Here is a 20,010-nt window from a genome sequence, read left to right on the forward strand (position 1 = left end):
TCTCGGCCCGATGGGCGTTCGCGTATCGGGCTTAGTCGAGCAGGCCGTCGGCGCGCTCGATGCGTTCCCGTTCGGCCTGGATATGCGCCTCCGACACGCGCCCGTAGAGCTGGCGGGTGCGCTCGAGCCGGCCGACCACGCCCGGCTGCTGCGAATAGGCAAAGATGGCGGTGTGCCGCTCGCGCTCGCCGCCGACCTCAGTCACCCGATGCAGCGAATAACGGCCCTTGAACAGCTGCAGATCGCCCGGCTCCAGGCGTAGCTGCTTGGGCGTGCCCTGATCCTCGCCGCGGATCACGGCACCCACGCGGTCGTAGTTTTCGCCGGCCGCGGAACGGATGTTCGGGCAATACTCGAACTCGCCGCCAAGGTCCGGCTTTTCGGTCATCATGGTGACGATGTATTCGTTGGTGTCGTAATGCCATGGCTGGGCCGTGCCCGGCGGCAATACGTTCTGCACCAGACCAGCGAAGGGGTCGGCGTACTCGAAGACTTCGTCTTCACCGATACAGGCGGCAACCAGCCGCTTCATCACTGGCGAGACATAGATCTGCTGGATGACCATATCGGCCGGAATCATGTCGCGGGTCACAAAGCCGCTGGTGCGGTCCATGAAGATACGCCGCGGATCGCTGGCCTCGAGGCTGGGATCGTCGCGGGTGAACCAGGCATTGACCCGGGCACTGGAATAGAAGGTCTTTTTCGCCAGTTCGCGGCCTTCGGCACTGGCGCGCGCTAGCGCCTCGCCGCGCATGAAGCCACGCAATACCGCACAGCCATCCTCGGCCAGATCGGCGCGCACCCGCTCGATTACGGCTTGCATCTGCGGGCCGCTGAAATCCTCGAGCGGATAGCGTGCGGTATCCACTAGATCGCTCAGATCGGTTCGTTCGGCATCGGCCAGAGCCACGTCGCTCATTTCATCCTCTTTCGATCGCCTGCGGTAGAACACGTCGGCCGGGCCGCCATGGCCCGCAGTGCCGACCTGACTTATGCTGCGTTCGAGCGATCGATTTGAGAAACGAGTTATTCCAATGGAATCCATCGGCAAGACTCATGGATCGGCCACCGGCGGGCTCGACGGCGATCTATTGGCGGCCTTCGTCGCAGTCGCCGAAACCGGTGGCTTTACCGCAGCCGCCCAGTATCTGCACAAGACCCAGTCGACGGTCAGCCTGCGGATTCGCAGCCTGGAGGATCGGCTGGGCACCCGGCTATTGCACCGCACCAGCCGTCAGCTAGCGCTGACCGCCGATGGCCAGACCTTTCTGGTCTATGCCCGTCGGCTATTGCAGCTGCAACGCGAAGCCATGAGCGCGGTCGGCCCCTCGGCCCGGCCCACGATCCTGCGCTTCGGCCTGCCCGAAGACTATGCCGAAACCTGGTTGCCGGCCGTACTGCAGGCGTTTGCGGCCACTCATCCGCAGGTCCGGCCGCATATCCATTGCCGGATGTCGACCGAGTTGCTCGAACAGCTCGAGGCTGGCGCCCTGGATCTGGTGCTCACGGTTCGTCACTCGGCGACCACCTCGGGCCGTCGTGTTGCCCATGAGCCCCTGGTCTGGGCCGCACATCGCGATTTCCAACTCGATTCCGGCCAGCCGCTGCCGCTGGCCCTATTTCCGGAGCAATGTGTCTATCGTCATCGGGCGCTGGAAGCGTTAACCCGGATCGGCCGATCCTGGCAGATCGACTATACGAGCCAGAGCCCGACCGGCCTGCGCGTGGCGATCGACCAGGCGCGGGCCGTGACCATCACCGGGCAGCGCACCCTGCCGGCCAGCTGGCGTGTGCTCGGCGAAGACAGCGGCCTGCCATCGTTATCGGAGGCCGTGCTGGAAATTCATCGCTCGCCGAGCATTCAGCATCCGGCCTTCGATGCGTTCACGGCCCTGGTGGAACAGGCCCTCAACGACGGCATCCCGGATACCGCCGCCGGCTGACCTGGGGCGCTAACCCACGGGAAGCCGGCTGGCTATATCTCAATAGACATCCCGCAGATAGCGGTTCTCGGCCGTCAATCGCTCTACGTAGCGAGCCGCCCCTGCTTCGTCCATCCCGCCCTGCTCGGCTACGATGGTATGCAGGGCGGCATCCACATCCTTGGCCATGCGCGAGGCATCGCCGCAGATATAGATCACCGCTCCGGCCTGTAGCCAAGCCCAGAGTTCTCGGGCCTGTTCGAGCATGCGCGTCTGTACATAGACCTTTTGTTCCTGATCGCGAGAAAACGCCAGCGTCAGACGGCTGATCAAGCCGCCACGGCGCCAGCCCTCCAGTTCCTTCTGGTAGATATGGTCCTTGGCCGACTCGGGATTACCGAAAAACACCCAGTTCTTGCCGGCATGGCCGAGCGCTTCGCGTTCCTGCAGAAACGCCATGAACGGCGCGATGCCAGTGCCCGGCCCGATCATGATCGCCGGATGATCGGGATCGGCGTTGACCCGGAATTCGGTCGATTTCTGGATATAGATCGGCACCTCACCCTGGTGCGATAGCCGCTTGGCCAGAAAAGTCGAAGCCACGCCCTTGTAGCCGCGCCCATAAACGGCCGTGCGTACCACCGCGACCGTAGTATGGATTTCGTCCGGATAGGCCTTCGGCGACGAGGCAATCGAATACAGCCGGGGCTGCAACGGCCCCAGTTGGTCGACCAGCGCCTGAATCGGCGGCCGCGCGCTGGGATAGACCCGCAGCAGTTCCAGCAGCGACTGGCCTTCCTCGGCGCCCCGCCCGGCCAGCATGTTCAGATCCTCGGCTTCTTCACGATCGCTGGCATGCTCGGCCAACAGCGCGATGACTTCATCGGACGGCTTGGTCACATCGACTTCCTTGAGCAACACCTGCCGAAACAGCTTGTTGTCGCCGTCCGGCGCACGCACCGTCTCGCCGCCCGAGACCTCCAGATCGGTGAGTATGGCATCCACCGTGCGCGGGTCGTTTTCGGGGAAAATGCCCATCGAATCGCCGGCTTCGTATTCGATGCCGGAATCCCCCAGATCGATCACCACATGTCGCGTGTCCTTGCTCGAGCCTTCGGCGTTAAGCGGCATACTCGATTTCAGCCGCGCCATATAGGGATTGTCGCGGGTGCCCAGCGGGGCCGTCTTTTTCGGCTTGGGCGCCGGTTTCTCGGCCGGTTCTTCTGCGGCAGCGCCAGCGTTGGCAGCCTCCTGCTCGGCGACCAGTTCCTTGAGCTTGCGCTCGGTTTCCTTGGCCCCCGGCACGCAGCGATTGAGCGCTTCGCCTTCGAAGGCGATCGCTTCTGCATAGGTCTTGCACAGATAACCACACTGCCCGCAGTCGAGCTGGGCCATGGCGGCCATCAGCTGGCGCTCGAACGGCTTGCCTTCGGCCAACGCCATGCGTTCATCCATCTCCAATGCCGGGTCGTGCCAGGGAAAGCTTTCCTTGGCTTCGCCGCTATTCTGGGCGGCGCCACCCAGCGAGCCTTCCCAGCCGGCCAGGGCCGACAGCAGGCCATTGAGCCATTCGCGTTGGCCTTCCTCGAACGGCGCGTCCTCGGGGATCAGATTGACTTGGGTAGGCATCGTTTAGTCCTCGTTGTCTCAGGCACGAGCTGTGTTCTTTTTTTATCCGCAGATCAATACAGATTCACACAGACAAAAAATGCGGCCCGGGTGGTAGCGGATCGTCTCAGCGCCATAGCGACTTAGAGTTGACCGCGGGGAAAGGCGCCTGAAGAGTCACGCCCCTCGTGTCCGCCCCACCAGAAAATTTCTGTCTTAGATCTGCGTCGATCTGCGGAAAAATTGGCTCACGAATCAGGCTGCATTGGTCTGATCATCGTCATCGTCTCGCTTGGCCTCGGCCTCCTCGTGATCCTCCAGCGGCTCGGACTCGGATGCCACGCTCGGCTCCAATGCAGTCTTCGCGCCTTCCGGGGTGTCGGCATCGGTCGCCGGTTCGGCCTCGCTGGCCTGTTGAGCCTCAGCGGCCGCGTCGGAGCGTTCGGCTAAACGCTGGCGAAACGCGACGAGGTCCTGCCGACGGGCGTAACTCACAAAACGCTCGCCTTGCTCTCGCTCGTCCAGATACAGCCCGAGCACGTTCTCGATATAGGTCGGGATCCGCGAGGCCGGCACGCTGGCCGCCAGCTCGCGGGCAATCCCTTGGTCGTCGTCATAGCCGCCGCCGATGAACACATGGAAACCGTCGACCTGATCGGCTTCTTCCGGATCATCGGCGTCGGGATCATCGACCCGCGCGCCCAGCAGGCCGATATCGCCGATGTAATGCTGGGCACAGGAGTTGGGACAGCCCGTGATATTGAAGTTGATCGGCTGATCGAGCGCGAGCTTGTCTTCGAGATGGGCGACCAGCTGCATGGCATTGCCCTTGGTCTCGGCATTGGCGAACTTGCAGCCAAAGCTGCCGGTACAGGCCACCATGCCGGTCCGTGCCGGGCTGGCCTCGACATGCAGACCAGTCGCCTTGATCGCCTGCCGGGCATCCTCGAGATCGGCCTTGGCGATATGGCCGAGCACGAAGTTCTGCCAAACCGTCGTGCGTATCCGGCCGTCGCCGTAGCGATCGGCGATATCGGCGATCTGATGCATCTGCTGCACGCTCAGGCGGCCTACTGGGCAGATCACGCCGATATAGTGATAGCCGGCCTGGGCCTGGTCGTGCACGCCCATATGGCCGTCGCGGGCCACCGGCCCGCGGGCCTCGCAGCGTTTGAGATCGAACCAGCGCAGCGTGAACGGCAACTCCTTCTGCACCTCGCGCATGAACTTGTCGAACCCCCAGCGATCGAGCACATATTTCAGCCGGGCCCGGTCGCGATCGCTGCGATCACCGTTCATCAAAAACACTTTGAGTACGGCGTGCGCAACCGGCACGCATTCCTCGGGCTTGAGCATCACGCCGGTATCGCGGGCAAAATCCTGATGCCCGGTAATGCCGCCCAGCCCCATGCGAAAATAGGGACGGCGTGGCAGCGGCCCGTCGGCCTTGGGCAGCACCGCCGAAAAGCCGATGTCGTTGGTGCCTTCCAGGGCGCTGATCCGGCCGCCGCCATCAAAGGCAATATTGAATTTGCGCGGCAGGCCGTAGAGCTCGCGGTGGTTGATGATGTGGTGATGCATCTGCCGCGCATACGGCGTGACATCGATGATTTCCTGCGGGTCGATACCGGCCAGCGGCGAACCTGTGATATTGCGGATATTGTCGCCGCCGGCACCGTTGTTGAGGATGCCGAGATCGGCCAGGCCCATCTTCACGTTGACGGGGTCGGCCGCGCCGATCTCGCGGATCTGTAGGTTGGCGCGGGTCGTGACATGGGTATAGCCGCCACCGTAGGTCTCGGCCAGATCGGCGACACCGCGAAACTGGTGGCTCGAGAAGATCCCGCTTGGCATGCGCAGCCGGCACATATAGCTATCCTGATTGGGCGCGACATAGAACAGGCCGTTGCCCTTCATCAGGAACACGTCGTCGCCTTTTGGATATTCACCGCGGGCTGCGAGATCGCCCATATGGCTCCACATATCCAGCGGGTTCAGATCGGCCTTGGCCTGTTCCTGGCTGACCAGTTCGCCACCGGCCGCCTCGGCCCGGATCCGCGCCTGGGCATGCCAGTCGTCGGGGCGCAGATGCTTGGACCCCGTCAGCCCGGTCATGCCCGGCACGCCGCGGGCGATATGCAGCCCGGCTGTCACACCCTTCAAATAGCGCTGCTGTTCTTCGTTAAAGCTTTTGTCAGTCATGGCGTACTCCGAGCTTTCGGATCACGAGTCGTGTGCTTTGAAAACTGTCCGCAGATCGGCGCCGATGCACGCCGGTCGAAAACGCTTCGCGGGCGACTCGATCGCTGGCGATAGCGTTCGCTTCTCGCGCCCCCGTTTTGGGGCTGGGACACAGGCGTTGCCGAAAAACCAATGTTTGCCTGTCTTTGCATCTGCCTCGATCTGCGGATAAATGGCATTTAATCTTCTCTAGCCTCGGCTAATAGCTCCGCGATCTCCGGCTTGCAGGAGCCGCAGTTGGTGCCAGCCTCCAGTGCGGCGCCTACGGCTTCGACGGAATCCAGCCCGTCGTTTTGAATCGCCCGGAGAATCGTCTTACGGCCAACGCCAAAGCAGGAACAGACCTGAGCGCCGGTATCCGCGCTGGCATCGGCCGGACGGCCCGCCAAGACTGCGGCCCGCTCGGTTTCGAGCATCGGCTGGCCAGTGAACAGGCTGGCCAGCCAGGCCCGCTCGGGCAGCGCCGGAGACGGCGCCACGAAGATCACCGCCTCCAGATGGCCGGCATCGACGTGGGCAGCACGATAGTGGCCCGCGGCCGGATCGGCGGCCTCCAGCCAATCTACGTCGCGACCGGCCACGCCGAGCCATTGCTTGGTGGTTGTCGCCCAGTCGGCCGGTATCTCTTGGCCGGCGATCTCGTAGCGCACGAAACGCTGACCGGGCACTTTGGTCCAGTAATCGAGCCCGGCCAATGCGCGCGGCCTCAGTGGCCGAGCCACATAGATAAAGCCATACCAGGCCGCCGCGAATGGCGCGATCGCCGCCGGTGTGTGCTTGAACTCGGGTTCACCCGAGATCGGGCAGACCGCGGGATTGGCGACTGCGCCGATGCGTGCCGAGGCCGCGAACTGATCATTCCAGTGCATCGGCGCAAACAGGCACCCCGGGCGCTGCCGATCGGTGACGACCACGCGCAGTAGGGCCTCGCCCCAGGCACTGCGGATGGTGGCCAGCTGACCGTTCACCAGCTCCTGTTCGGCGGCGTCGGCGGGATGCACTTCGACGAACGGCTCCGGAATGTGTGCTGCCAGCCGCTCGGATTTCGCCGTGCGCGTCATGGTATGCCAGTGATCTCGAACCCGGCCGGTATTGAGCGCTAGCGGATAGGTCGCCGTCGTCGGCTCGGCCGGGCCGCGCGGCGTGACCGCGGTCAGATGCGCCCGGCCATCGGCCGTCGGATACACCCCGTCGGCGAACAGCCGATCCACGACCGACGCCGTCGGCATGGCCCCGGCCGCGCGTAGCGGCGTGCGCGTTGGCACCGGCCAGCGGGTCGGAACGAGATCGTCGTAGTCGGTCTCCGACAGATTCGCGAAACCGCCTAGATCCAGCACGCGCTGGCCGTCGTTTTCATAAGCGGTGAGTGCGGCGTGCTCGCGAAAGATAGCCGCCGGCCCGGCGTAGTCGAAGGGCTGGGCGAAGCCCATTCGAGCCGCTACATCGCAGATAATCGCCCAGTCGGCCCGGGCCTGGCCCGGCATCGGCAGAAACGCCCGCTGGCGGGAGATAATGCGCTCGGAGTTGGTCACGGTGCCGGTCTTCTCGGCCCAGGCGGCCGCCGGCAGGATCACGTCGGCATAGTCTGCCGTATCGGTATGCCGCATGACCTCCGAGACCACCACCAGCGGACATTGCTCGAGCGCGCGTTTGGCACGATCGGCATCCGGCAGGCTGACCAGCGGATTGGTCGCCATGATCCATACTGCCTTGATGCGTCCGGCCTCGATCGCCTCGAACAGCTCGACCGCCTTCAAGCCGGGCTCACGAGCGATGGTCGGCGAATCCCAGAAGCGCTGGACAGTATCAGCGTGCTCGAAGCCCATATGGGCGGCCAGCGTGCTGGCCAGACCGCCGACCTCGCGCCCACCCATGGCATTCGGCTGGCCGGTGATTGAAAACGGGGTCGCACCCGGCTTGCCGATTCGATCGGTGATCAGATGACAGTTGACGATGGCGTTCACCTTGTCGGTGCCCGCCGAGGACTGATTCACCCCCTGCGAGAACACCGTGACCGTACGCTCGGTGGCTGCGAACCACTCGTAGAAGTGCGCCAGATCGGCTTCGGCCACGCCGGTCGCCTCGGCGATCTCGGCCAGAGCGCTATCGGCACCGGCGGCCTTGAGCGCTTCGGCCGTACCCGGCAGATCGCTCGTAAAGCCTTGCTCCGCCAGATGGGCCAGCAGGCCGTTGAACAAGGCTACATCGGCGCCCGGCGCGATCGGCAGATGCAGGTCGGCGCCATCGGCGGTGGCCGTGCGCCGCGGGTCGATCACGACCAGCTTCTTGTTCGGGTCGGCTTCCTGGGCGGCGACGATGCGCTGATAGACCACCGGATGACACCAGGCAGTATTCGAGCCGACCAGCACGACCAGATCAGCCGTTTCCAGATCGTCATAGCAGCCCGGCACCACATCCTCGCCGAAGGCCCGTTTATGGCCGGCCACCGCGGACGACATGCACAGCCGCGAATTGGTATCGATATTCGCCGAGCCGATATAGCCCTTCATCAGCTTGTTGGCGACGTAATAATCCTCGGTCAGCAGCTGGCCGGAGACATAGAAGGCAACCGCGTCGGGCCCGTGTTCGGCGATCGCCTCGCCAAAGCCGGTCGCCACGCGATCCAGCGCGGTCTCCCAGTCGGCTCGGACGCCATCGACCATCGGATACAGCAGCCGCCCGCCGAGATCGACGGTATCGGCGAGAGCCGTGCCCTTCGAGCAGAGACTACCCTTGTTGGATGGATGCGCCCCGTCGCCGGCAACCGATACGTGTTTCGTCTCATCGACCGTGGCCGCGACACCGCAGCCGACGCCGCAGTAGGGGCAAGTGGTTCGCGTTGTCGCACTCATGCTGCGGCCTCCTGCGATCTGCCCTGCGCACCGGCCTCGACGAAGGCCCGGCCGAACAGCAGCCGGTCGCGAAACGCCGAAACATCGGTGCCGGCCTGTAGGTGTTTGAAATACCAGGCGCCGTCTCGGGTATCGCCATACAACACGAGGCCGGCGATGCGGTTATTTCGTAGCACGATGCGTTTATAGACACCACGCCGGATATCGGTGAACGTCAGGGCCTCAGTATCCTCGGCGTCAGCGAAATCGCCGGCCGAATACATATCGATACCGGTGACCTTGAGCTGGGTCGCGGTGACCGAGCCGCCGTACTGGGTATGGCCCCGCCAGGCCAGATGATTGGCACAGACCCGGGCCTGATCCCAGAGCGGCGCGACCAGTCCGTAGACCGCGCCGCGGTGCTCGACACACTCGCCGACCGCATAGATGCGCGGGTCATAGCTCTGCATGGTGTCGTTGACCACGATGCCGCGATCGCAATACAGCCCGGCTGCCTTGGCCAGATCGATGTTGGGCCGAATGCCCACGGCCATCACCACCAGATCGGCGTCCAGGGTGGAATCGTCGGCGTCCTTAAAGCGCAGACCGGTGACCCGGCCGTTCTCGTCGCCGGTGATGGCCGCCGTCTCGGCGCCCATTCTGAACGACAAACCGCGCTGGGCCAGCGAATGCTGCAGCAGCTGGGCGGCGGTCGGGTCGAGTTGCCGCTCCATGAGCTGGCTCATCAGATGGACGATGGTCACGTCCATGCCGCGCCGATGCAGACCATAGGCCGCTTCCAGGCCAAGCAGGCCGCCACCGATCACGACCGCCCTGCCGCCATTCGCCGAGGCCTCGACCATCCGATCCACGTCGCCGATTTCGCGAAAGCTGATTACCCCGTCGAGATCATGCCCCGGCACCGGGATAATGAAGGGGCGCGAGCCGGTCGCCAGTACCAGCCGGTCGTAGCCGACCTCGCGACCACTATCGGAGATGACCATGCGCCGGCGCCGATCAATATCGGCCACGGCCTCACCGGTATACAGCGTGATACCGCGCTCGGCGTACCAGTCGCGATCATGGGTCTGGATCTCTTCGAATGCTTTGTCGCCGGCCAGTACCGGCGACAGCATGATCCGGTTGTAGCTGGCATGCGGTTCGGCGCCGAACACCGTGATGTTGTAGCGCTCGGGCGCGACCTCCAGCAGTTCCTCAATCACCCGTAGGCCGGCCATGCCGTTGCCGATGACCACCAAGTCCAGCTTCGGCAGCCCCGGATGATCCATGGCGGCCCAGCCCCGCACGGCGCGATAGCCCGGCATGGCTATTTACCCGGGAACCCGCCCAGGCCGGCAAACGCCATGTACAGCGAATAGCCGCAGACACAGATGGCGATGCCCATCTCGGCGAACAGTACGCCGACGCCGTATTTGTACCAGCTGTCCGGCTGGCTCTTGTGCTTGGCCTGATTTGCCATTGTTAGCTCCTGATCGTTTTCGAGACTCGAAACCAAGGTGTTTTGATCCATTCCATCGATGGACACGGCTTAGAGATCGGTAATAAATGGGTTTAAAGCTCGGCCTTCGCTGCCTGCTTTGACCCGATACCTTTGTCGGCGCAACTCGATACCCATCGGTACCCACCGGCGTTCATCTGCACATTCATATGTCGGTCGGTCACTCCGAAGCAGGCTTGAAATCGCCGATACCGTGCTCCGCTGGGCTGCGCTCGTAGCGCGCCGCCCAGAAGAAGAACAGCACGAACGGCACGAACAAAAAGATCGCGGTATAGGCATAGCCCATATGGATATTCGCCCCGCCGGAAAAGATCAGCGGATAAACGATGCCGCCGGTACAGGACACACCGCCGATGAAGCCGGCAGCCACACCGGGCCGCTTGGGAAACAGCAACGGGACCAACGCGAAAGTGCCGCCGGTGCCGAAGCTGATGAACAGCCCCAGCGCCACTAGGGCGATGATCGAGCCCGGCAGGAAGCCGGCCAGGCCAGCAAGGGTCAGTGCCAGCATGGCGAGTACGATCAATATCAGCGCAATGCCGAGCCAGTGCAGGCGCGGCGCATAGGGCAGCGTCTTGGCCACGATCGGCAGCGGCGTCCAACCACGGCGCTGGAAGGTATCCGACATGAAGCCGGCAAACGGGCGAAACAGCGAGGCCATGAACGACTGCACTGCCGCGAAGGTGCCGGCTGCGACCTGCACGCCGGCTACCGAGGAAAAACCGAGGGCCACGATCGCGTTGTGAAAGCCGCTGGAGAAATAACCCGGCAGCCAGGCGTTCATCGCGATCTCGAGGCCGAAGGACATGGCATAGGCCAGCATCAACGCGATCGCGATATAGCGGCTCCAGACAAACACGGTGCCCTTGATATCGCCGGCCTCGGCCGAGGCACTGGCCCGGGTTTCATGATCGCGGGCGGCTTCGCCGCGCAGCAGATACCAGACCGCCAGGCCAAGCGCGACCACGCCGAGCAGAATGAAAGCCAGCTGATAGTTCACGCCGAAAATCCGGGGCAGCAACAAGGCGCCGACCCCGGCGCCGACATTGCCGGTACCGGCATACAGCCCTTCGGCGGTGCCGATTTCATCGTCGTCGAACCACTGGGCGACATGCTGGATGCCGACCACGAACGACACCCCAGCGATGGCTACGATCACCCGCTCGATGAACAGCAGTTCGTAGTTGGTCGTAAAACCGGAGGCGATCGAGACCAGCCCGCAGACTGCCAGAATAGTGGCAAAGGTCTTCGGCGCGCCGAAGCGATCTGCCGCCCAGCCGGCGATGATCCGCCCGATCGGCGCCATCCAGAGTGCCGAACTGGCCAGCAGGCCGAGCGCGGCCACCGACAGTCCGAAATGCTCGGCGATGCTCGGCGAGAAAGCCGCCGTCGAAAACCACATCAAAAAGCACCAGAAAAAGCCGACGGTGGCAATGACGAGCTGCTCCACCTTGTGTGTTGTCACGACAGATCTCCTTGCACGGCATTCAAAACAGATTGCGGTCGGCTATGCGCGACCGGCGCAGCCACCTCGGGATCGAAACGGCCGCCATCGAAAAAACGATCCGGGCCGAGCGTGATGCCCTGGCCGAAGGCCGCGGCATCCGACCAACACCTCGCATGCTCGCCTTCGATTTTGTAGTCGGCAGCCGGCGCGGACCGGCCGAGCTCGACACAAACTTCGCGATAGATATCCGGCCGATAGACGGCCTCGGCGACCTCGACGGCGTCAGTCGCCGGATGCAACTGCCCCCAGCGCTGCATCTGGCGGACGAACCAGAGCGCATGCGACCGCCAAGGGAAGCCGCTGTGGTAGCGCGAGAACACCAGGTGATCGGGGTGATCCTCGACCGGGCCGTCGGGATGCCGGGCGATGCGTCCGTCATAGACCGCCGCCAAGCGCTCCGGATCGCAGTCCACGTATTCCGACTGGGCTACGAACGCCGCGATCCGCTCGCGATTGTCCGGCTCATCGAGCCAGTCACAGGCCCGGATCAGAGCCCGAATCAGGGCCCGATGGGTCTTCGGGTAGGCTTCGGCCCAGTCGCGCGCCACGCCCAGCACTTTTTCCGGGGCGTTGTTCCAGATTTCATAGCCGGTCGCCGGGACATGACCGAGCCCCTCGGCCACAGCATGCTCGCTCCAGGGCGCGCCTACGCAGTAGCCGGCAATGCGATGCGCCCGCAGATTGGCCAGCATGCGCGCCGGCGGCACCACGATCAGGCGTACGTCGCGATCCGGGTCGATGCCGGCCGCAGCCAGCCAGTAGCGCAGCTGGTAGTTGTGCGAGGACACTGGATGGACCATGGCAAAGGTCAGCGGCGCCAGCCCGGCCGCGCGGTCTTCGGCGATCACCGTGCGCAGCGCATCGGCGCGGGCCGGCCGGGCGTCGATCACCCCCGGATCGATCGCTCGCATGCGCTGCCAGACTTCGTTGGACAGACAGATCGAATTGCCGTTGGCGCCCAGCGATAGCGCGGTGACCATTGGCGTCGGCGGCATGCCATAGCCGAGCGTAGCCGCCAACGGCAGCCCGGCCAGCATTTGGGCCCCGTCTAGCCGGCCGATCGCGACGTTGTCGCGGATCGCTGCCCAGGAGCCCTGGCGTTCGAGCCGCACATCCAGACCCTGCTCAGCGAAAAACCCTAGCTCTCGTGCCGCAACCAGTGGCACACAGTCGGCTAGTGCGATAAAGCCGAGCTTCAACCGAGGTTTTTCGATAGTCGATTGGTCTGCCCTGTTATCCATTCATCCATCCCAGGCGCCGCCTGGACGGCGCGCATAAAAAAAGCCCGACCAGGCACGCACGGGTATGCACGTACCGGTCGGGCTTCGTTGCCCTATCGATCAAGATGTCTCGACGCCTCGCCCCAGAACCATGAACAGGCCGCCGTTGACCCGATCCAGAAGCGTTGCGTCTAGCTATAAGCCAGCAGAAACCGTGCCAGAGCGACGCCAGGCTTTCGTATGACTCTGTTTAAAAGCATGAAAAAGGAATTAGCTCGTCGGTCATAGGGATTAAGCAATCCATCCGTCGCACTGCGACGCACTTTAATGGTGCACCGCGATGACGCATGGCCGACCAGGCTTTGTGCTGGTGCAGCGCCCTACTCGGCGGCCTTGCTCATCATCTGGCGCGCGATTTCGGCGATCGGCTGGGCCCGATCCATCGCGGTTCGGCGCAGCTGCTTATACGCCGCGTCTTCGCTGAGCGCCTCGCTTTCCATAAGCAGGCATTTGGCACGGTGGATGACCTGGCGATCGGCCAGCGTCTCCCGGGTGGCCGCCAGCTCGGCGCGTAGATGTGCCACCTGCTGGGATTGTCGAACCGCTACGTCCACCAGCGATCGCACCAGCGCTGGTGACAGCCCTTCCATGACATAGGCCGAGATACCGGCGGCCGAGGCTTCGGCCATCAGCCGTCGATCATCCTGGGAGGACAGCATCAGCAACGGCTTGGGATAGGCTTGGCCGAGGGTAGCGACATCATCGAGCACGTCGCGCGAAGGCGAATCGGCGCCCACGATGATGGCATCCGGCGCCCAGCGTTCGACCGCGGCATAGAGATCATCGCGTTCGTTAACGACCGCCACGACTTCGAACCCAGCGTCTTCAATTACGGCACGCAACGTCGACAGGCGCGCCGAATGGCGATCCACGAGGAGCACACGCATGGCGTCCGACCGGCCCTTGAAATAGTATAGGCAATAACGTAGCAACGGCCGTGCCGCCTTTTCATGCTCCGTCCGTTTTCCGGTCGCCGACCGCGCTCGGGGGCCGTCCGGGCAGCTTGCCGCGGGCGCGGTAAAGCTAGCGCCGGATCACGCCCAGTGCTGGGGTCGGCCCCAGACTGAGCACCACGATATCGCCGAAAAACGGCGCGTTACCGAACAACCCGTTGGCAAAACCGTTGAAGAAATCGGGCTGTTCGACGGCAGTTGATACGATCTGCGAGCGGAACGGGATCGGCCCGAGGCGAAGCCGATTCTTGGCCGGCGCCCCGGCCATGGTGATCTTGCGCCCCCAGTTCATGCCCTCACGCAGCTGCGCTGCGTTTTCCGGATCGTCGATGCCGGTCATCTGGCTCCAAGCCGGATGATCAACCCAAAGCGCGATGTTGCTCGAGCCGGTATCGAACAACACGTCGGACAGTACGTGATCGCCAAAGTTGATATCGAAAAACAAATGGCCGTCGCGCAGCACGCCCTTGGCCCATAGCGTACGGCGCATCATCGCCTCTGAAGGCAGCGCATCCTCGATCATGCAAAAGCGTTGATCGGGAAAATTCAGAATCACCAAGTGGCCCATCAGCATGTCGAGACCAAGGGTGCCGCTGTAGTTCTCATTCGGCTCATGATCGCCGAGTACATGCAGCGTCCGCCGGCCGAGATCGACGCCAGCCAGGCGTACGTCCTCGATCTCGAGGCGACTCTGGCTAGCTGAAGCCGCGCCATAGTCGCGAGCCAGCTGTTCGCCGTGAAGCATTGTGTACGGAGTGCCCGTATCCAGCTGGAACCATTCGAGCCGGCCATTGAGCATGATCGGCACGGTCAACGCAGCTTTGGCCTGATCCTTGTAACGAATCCACTTCATCGCTCGGCAGTGGATCTGCTCCGAGTCCGCGTCGCTTTCTTCAGCCAGGCCCGGCCTGGGCACCAAACTGCCCAAAAGAGCGATGCCCAGCGCGAGCACGAAACCGAGCCAGCGGCGCCGGCCAGTGCCGGCCGCAGCGATCGTCAAAGCGGGATAATGCTCCATAGGCCCTCCGATGCCCGCTCGAACCAGACAAGCGCCGATGCGATGGCAAGCATAACCTTAGCTTGCCATAAGCCAGACTCGATCAGGCACTGCTCAGGCCCGATCGCGCCCATATGCCCTCTCGGCCCAGGCCAATTAAGGCCGGCTTAGGCCGCGGCCGGTGGATCTTCGCTCCACGCGTTTTTGGCGCTCCGTAATTCGGAATTTATAGAGCGCCAGGCCAACCGTCAGCCGATCACTGCCCCAGATCGTGCTGCTTCACCCAGGCCGAAGCCACAGTTTCCGGATCTGCATGCTCGACGCTGACCCGCTGGTTCATGCGCTGTAGGCCTTGAGTCGTCAGCGCCTTCGCAACAGCATTCAAGGCCTTGCGAATCTTCGGCGTGAGTGCGGCCTCGCGTGCGACCGGCACAATATTCTGGGCCGGCACCAGATTCTTATCGTCCTTGAGCAAGATCCAGCCGCGATCGGAAATCACGCCCTGGGTGGTGAACATGCGAGCCACGTCGATGGCACCGCTCTGCAATGCGCTCTGGGTCAGCGGGCCGCCAGCATCCAGGGAACGGAAATTTTTGAACTGGACGTCGTAGATCTTTTTCAGCCCCGGCACGCCGACGTAGCGGGTCTTGGTCTCGGGCGGTCCGCCCAGAGTCAGCTGGCCGGCTACCGGCTGCAGATCGGAGATGGTTTCCAGTTGATACTTGTCAGCCGTGGCCGGAGTGACCACCAGGCCGTCCTTATCCTGAGCCGAGGAGGCTTTGAGTGCGACCAGCCCCTGCGGCAGCGTGTTGCGCAGTTCGGCCAGCACGTCTTCTTGTTTATGGGCCTCGGATTGGCCGTTGGTCAGAAACCCCAGCAATGCGCCGGAATACTCCGGCAGCACGTCGATCTCGCCGGACTGCAAAGCCGGAAACACGACTTCGCGTGAGCCCAGATTCAGGCGTTTTTTGACCGACACGCCTCGCGCTTCGAGCACGTCGGCATAAATATTGGCCAGGATCAACTGCTCGGTGAAGTTGGTCGAGGCCACGACCACCGGTTGCGAATCATCAGCCTGGGCGGTGCTACAAACCAGGCCCAGCGCCAGAACCCCGGCGCTCACGCCGGCCAGTAATCGATGCATCGTTTTCATTCGTCGTTCTCTATCCGTCGCAAAAATCGTGTCGAACCATCATGACAGACTCGCCGGCCGGCACCTGAATCAACGCGCCAGACCGGGCGACAACAGCAACCGTTGCAGCCCAGCCAACGCCAGCTCGGTGAGCATGGCCAAAATGGCCACCACGATCGCCCCGCCAACCACCTGCGGCAACTGTTGCTGGGCCAGCCCGTCGATCAGATAGCGTCCGAGCCCGCCGAGACCGACGTAAGCCGCCAACGTCGCGGTCGACATCACCTGTACGGCAGCCGTACGCAGACCGGCCATCACCAGCGGCAAAGCGATGGGCAACTCGACCCGGGTTAGGCGCTGCCACCGATTCAAGCCCAGCGCGCGCCCAGCCTGGCGCACGGCCGGGTCGACCGACTGCATGCCGACATAGCTGTTGGTAACCATCGGTGGAATCGCCAGCGCGACCAGCGCCACCAATACCGGCACGAAGCCAAAACCGACCAACAGAAACATTAAAATGATCAGACCGAATGACGGCACGGCCCGGCCGATGTTGGCAATGTTGATCGCCAGTAGGCCGCCGCGCCCGAAATGCCCGAGGCCGATCCCGACCGGGAGCGCGATTACCGCAGCTACGGTCGTCGACACCAACACATAGTAGATATGCTCGAGCATACGCTGCGGCAAACCGTCCGGGCCTTGCCAGTTCTGCGGGTTGGCAAACCACTGCCCGACCTGCCCGACCGTACCGAGGCCATCGCTTTCCAGACCGATCGCGGCCGCGCTGCCGGCAACCAACCACCACAGCCCCAAAGCGATCGCCAGACGCAGCAGCGGGCTTCGCATGCGCTCGCGGCTCATGTGCTCTGCCCCCGCCGCCAGGGCGTGGCCAGCCACAGCAGCCCAGCCAGCGCCAGATCCACACCGACCGCGAGCGCGATCGACAGCACAAAGCCCACCAGCAGCGGCGTCGTGAAATGCAGGGTGAAGCCCAACATGAACAGCTGTCCGAGCCCGCCCTGACCGATCAGGGCAGTGACCGTGACCAGGCCAATGGTGGTGATCGCGGCGATCCGGATCCCGGCCACGATCACCGGCAAGGCAATGGGCAGCTCCACGGTGAGCAACCGGCGGCTGCGCGAATAGCCCAGCGCCTTGGCCGCTTCACACACGTCCGGAGAGACACCGCGCAGGCCTTCGACGATGTTTCGGAATAGAATCAAGAGCGTGTAAATCGTCAAGCCAATCAATGACGTCGCCATCGACAGCCCAGTAAACGGAATCAGCAGGATGAACAGTGCCAGCGACGGTACTGTGAACAGCACCCCGGTGATCGCCAGCGACAGACCGTAAAGCCGCGGCCAGCGGATTGCAGCCAACGCCAGCGGAAACGCGATCGCGAATCCGAACAGCAGCGCGAACGCCGTCAATTCGACGTGCTGCAACAGCTGCCCGCCGATGTCGTCCAGATGCCGGCCGATCCAGTCCCAGCGGATCAGATCGCTCATGCCAGCGCCCGGTTCAAACTGGCCTGGCCGAGCAGGCCGTCGAAGCGGCCCTCGGCATCCAGCCGCGGCACCACCCCCAGCGGTGAATCCACCAGCGCGCCCAGCACCGCCCGGAGGCTGTCGTCACGGGTCACCGTACGCGAGAAGACATTCGGCTTCGCAGTCTGCTCGGACGACCACGCCGCCAGTCGATGCCAACCGGTCAGCCGTTGTTGCTCGTCGACCACGAGCACCCAGTCGGTGCCAGCGGAGGCCGCGGCTGCCTGTGCTGTAGCCCAGTCGGCACCGGGGGCGATCATCGGCGCCGGTATCGGCTCGGCCCGCCCGGCACTGACCAATGCCAACCGCTTGAGCTCGGGCTCGGCACCGAGAAAGTCAACCACGAACTCGCTGGCTGGCGCGGCCAGCAGCGCTTCGGGCGTATCGTACTGGGCAAGCCGACCGCCGGACTCGAACACCGCGACCCGATCCCCGAGCCGGATCGCCTCGTCAATGTCGTGGGTCACGAACACGATCGTCTTTCCCAGCCGAGCCTGGAGGGCCAGAAACTCGTCCTGGAGACGCTTGCGTACGATCGGGTCGACCGCTGCGAACGGCTCATCCATTAGCATGATCGGCGGATCTGCTGCCAGCGCCCGGGCCACACCCACGCGCTGTTGTTGGCCGCCCGAAAGCTGGTGTGGATAGCGCTTGGCCAGATCGGAATTCAGACCCACCAGCTCGATCAACTCAGCCACGCGCCTGGCGATCTGGCGCCGATCCCAACCCAGCAGACGCGGCACGGTGGCGATGTTGTCGCCGATCGTCCGGTGCGGAAAAAGACCGGAGTGCTGCATTACATAGCCGATGCCGCGGCGCAACTCGGTCGCCGGCCGTGATCGGATGTCCACGCCATCAACCGAGATCGAACCGGCGCTGGCTTCATCGAGACGGTTGATCATGCGCAGAGTGGTGGTCTTACCACAGCCCGAAGGCCCGACCAGGACCGTCAATTCGCCGCTTGCCATCTGCAAATTAAGCGATTCGACCGCCAGCGTTCCGTCGTCGAAGCGTTTGGTCACGTTGTCGAAGCGAATCATGGCGTCGAATGTCCAAAGCGGCTCGTCGGACCTCGGCGCTCGGCCGACCGAAAAAGATCTCTGATGGCGCTACCCCTGGGGTGGAACGGTCTGTCGTGGTCGGCGACTCATGGATCAGCCCGCTGAGCCGCGGACAATGACTATTACGAGGCCAACCGCGGTTGGATGCGTTGTCGCGAGTATACCGTTATCCAAGGGGCCTGCTGGATGCGCAATTTCCTGGAGGCCCGTCGATCCCACGGCACCGTCGTCTGCTGCCCCGGGCCAGTGCATCACGCATGAAATCGCAACGCTCAACACGTAACGACATAGGCAAGCACTCTCGCCTGGCCTGATCTTGGACATAAAAAAAGCGGCTTCGCATACGAAGCCGCTTTCGACGCATCGTAAACCGAGCGCGCCGGCCCGGCTGCCGAAACCCGTCTTTAGGCCATATCGCCGCCCTGCTTGCGACGGAAGCCGAGGCCGCCCATCACGAGCGCCAGCCCCAGGCCGAACAGGCCGAACTGCGATGGCGCCGGCACGTCCTGGCTGGACTGGACCGTGGTATCGGCGTTCTGCAGCTGGTCGCTGCCGAAGCTGCCGTTATCGCCGAAGGTGGCGCTGCCCAAGGCGATCACGGTGTTCGTGAAATCAAAGCCGCTGTTGGTCGACAGACCAAAGTAGCTGGCCAAGTTTTCGTTGAAATCGTCGGTACCGGTTAGCGAGGCGCTGAGATTGTCGTCACCGTTGCCCGCGACGAACTGGGTCGACTCATTCGCGCCACCGTCGAAGGTGCCGGTGAACAGATCGCCGTCGGCGACCGTGCTGCCTTCGCTGTCGACCGCGGTACCGTTGAGCGTCAGGTTGCCGCCGCCGGCAAAGTTCCAGGTACCCGTATTGTTCTCGGCTTCAGTGATGTTCTGGCCGGTCTCGAAGTTGATCGTGCACGAGTTGCAGGTGAGCGTGTTGTCGGCGCCGTCCGGGGTAGTCGCGTTATTGAGACTGATCTGGTCGAAGGAGATCTGCGAACCGGTCAGCGCGCCGCCTTCACCGTCGTACGAAATCGAACCGGTCGGCGAAGCCGCGCCCGACTGGTCGAAGTTGATGACCGCAGCCGAGGCCGAGGCGCTCATACCGAGCGCGATCGCAGTGGCAGAGGTGATGGCGAAGTGCTTGAGCTGCATTGAATGCTCCTTACAAAGTTTCGGCAGTTCTACGGGCCGGCGACACTGACAGCGGCAACCATCCCGTATGCATGACTCATAGGGGCAAAGACCGTTCCTAGATCGGCCATATCGACAAAAAAATTTATAAGACTTTGTTTTTAATTACGTATTAATAAGACCTTCAAAACCACTCGCAGAGCCGGCCAAACCGGTTGTGTTATCCGAGCCGACGCGGTTTCACAAAAATCCGCCAGACCGGACACTGGGCCGTAAAACCGCTCGACG

The 20,010-nt window shown here is 63.3% G+C and carries 15 protein-coding genes and 1 pseudogene; 1 reads left to right on the top strand and 15 read right to left on the bottom strand.

Annotation, left to right across the window (positions count from 1 at the left end; genetic code table 11):
• Nucleotides 1-31: 31 nt before the first annotated feature.
• Complete coding sequence (locus V5738_RS13280; RefSeq protein ID WP_423821282.1) at nucleotides 32-919, bottom strand: HalD/BesD family halogenase; 888 nt, start codon at nucleotides 917-919, stop codon at nucleotides 32-34.
• 115 nt (nucleotides 920-1,034) lie between these two features.
• Between V5738_RS13280 and V5738_RS13285 the strand changes: the two genes are divergently transcribed.
• Complete coding sequence (locus V5738_RS13285; protein ID WP_423821283.1) at nucleotides 1,035-1,943, top strand: LysR family transcriptional regulator; 909 nt, start codon at nucleotides 1,035-1,037, stop codon at nucleotides 1,941-1,943.
• A gap of 39 nt (nucleotides 1,944-1,982) precedes the next feature.
• Here V5738_RS13285 and V5738_RS13290 read toward each other — a convergent pair whose 3' ends face one another.
• The 14 genes and pseudogenes from V5738_RS13290 to V5738_RS13355 form a co-directional block, all read right to left on the bottom strand.
• Nucleotides 1,983-3,551, bottom strand: a complete 1,569-nt coding sequence (locus V5738_RS13290) for a sulfite reductase subunit alpha (protein WP_423821284.1) — start codon at nucleotides 3,549-3,551, stop codon at nucleotides 1,983-1,985.
• Between the two features lie 234 nt (nucleotides 3,552-3,785).
• A complete protein-coding gene (locus V5738_RS13295; protein ID WP_423821285.1) occupies nucleotides 3,786-5,732 on the bottom strand; it encodes a NirA family protein in 1,947 nt (648 codons plus the stop codon).
• Nucleotides 5,733-5,950: 218 nt separating this feature from the next.
• The gene (locus V5738_RS13300) at nucleotides 5,951-8,623 is read right to left on the bottom strand and encodes a molybdopterin-dependent oxidoreductase (RefSeq protein ID WP_423821286.1); all 2,673 of its coding nucleotides are present in this window, start codon (nucleotides 8,621-8,623) and stop codon (nucleotides 5,951-5,953) included.
• A 2-nt stretch (nucleotides 8,624-8,625) separates the two neighbouring features.
• A pseudogene (locus tag V5738_RS13305) lies at nucleotides 8,626-9,891 on the bottom strand (NAD(P)/FAD-dependent oxidoreductase); the annotation flags it as partial.
• 38 nt (nucleotides 9,892-9,929) lie between these two features.
• Nucleotides 9,930-10,082 (bottom strand): hypothetical protein, encoded by a 153-nt coding sequence (locus V5738_RS13310; protein WP_423821287.1) that lies wholly within the window; start codon nucleotides 10,080-10,082, stop codon nucleotides 9,930-9,932.
• Nucleotides 10,083-10,281: 199 nt separating this feature from the next.
• Nucleotides 10,282-11,586: an MFS transporter gene (locus V5738_RS13315; RefSeq protein WP_423821289.1), complete on the bottom strand. Its 1,305-nt coding sequence runs from the start codon at nucleotides 11,584-11,586 to the stop codon at nucleotides 10,282-10,284.
• Entirely contained in the window at nucleotides 11,583-12,869 is a 1,287-nt protein-coding gene (locus V5738_RS13320) for a CmpA/NrtA family ABC transporter substrate-binding protein (RefSeq protein ID WP_423821291.1), read from the bottom strand. Before V5738_RS13320 ends, V5738_RS13315 begins: the two co-directional genes overlap by 4 nt.
• A gap of 359 nt (nucleotides 12,870-13,228) precedes the next feature.
• Nucleotides 13,229-13,795: an ANTAR domain-containing response regulator gene (locus tag V5738_RS13325; protein WP_423821292.1), complete on the bottom strand. Its 567-nt coding sequence runs from the start codon at nucleotides 13,793-13,795 to the stop codon at nucleotides 13,229-13,231.
• A gap of 136 nt (nucleotides 13,796-13,931) precedes the next feature.
• A complete protein-coding gene (locus tag V5738_RS13330) occupies nucleotides 13,932-14,879 on the bottom strand; it encodes a hypothetical protein (RefSeq protein WP_423821293.1) in 948 nt (315 codons plus the stop codon).
• Nucleotides 14,880-15,114: 235 nt separating this feature from the next.
• The gene (locus tag V5738_RS13335) at nucleotides 15,115-16,011 is read right to left on the bottom strand and encodes an ABC transporter substrate-binding protein (protein WP_423821294.1); all 897 of its coding nucleotides are present in this window, start codon (nucleotides 16,009-16,011) and stop codon (nucleotides 15,115-15,117) included.
• Between the two features lie 69 nt (nucleotides 16,012-16,080).
• Nucleotides 16,081-16,836: an ABC transporter permease gene (locus V5738_RS13340; protein ID WP_423821295.1), complete on the bottom strand. Its 756-nt coding sequence runs from the start codon at nucleotides 16,834-16,836 to the stop codon at nucleotides 16,081-16,083.
• A gap of 11 nt (nucleotides 16,837-16,847) precedes the next feature.
• The gene (locus V5738_RS13345) at nucleotides 16,848-17,498 is read right to left on the bottom strand and encodes an ABC transporter permease (protein ID WP_423821296.1); all 651 of its coding nucleotides are present in this window, start codon (nucleotides 17,496-17,498) and stop codon (nucleotides 16,848-16,850) included.
• Nucleotides 17,495-18,577, bottom strand: a complete 1,083-nt coding sequence (locus V5738_RS13350; RefSeq protein WP_423821297.1) for an ABC transporter ATP-binding protein — start codon at nucleotides 18,575-18,577, stop codon at nucleotides 17,495-17,497. The genes V5738_RS13345 and V5738_RS13350 overlap by 4 nt, the downstream gene beginning before the upstream one ends.
• A 425-nt stretch (nucleotides 18,578-19,002) precedes the next feature.
• A complete protein-coding gene (locus tag V5738_RS13355) occupies nucleotides 19,003-19,743 on the bottom strand; it encodes a PEP-CTERM sorting domain-containing protein (RefSeq protein WP_423821298.1) in 741 nt (246 codons plus the stop codon).
• Nucleotides 19,744-20,010: the final 267 nt, after the last annotated feature.

It is taken from the genome of Salinisphaera sp. SPP-AMP-43 (assembly GCF_049568105.1).
GTDB lineage: Bacteria > Pseudomonadota > Gammaproteobacteria > Nevskiales > Salinisphaeraceae > Salinisphaera.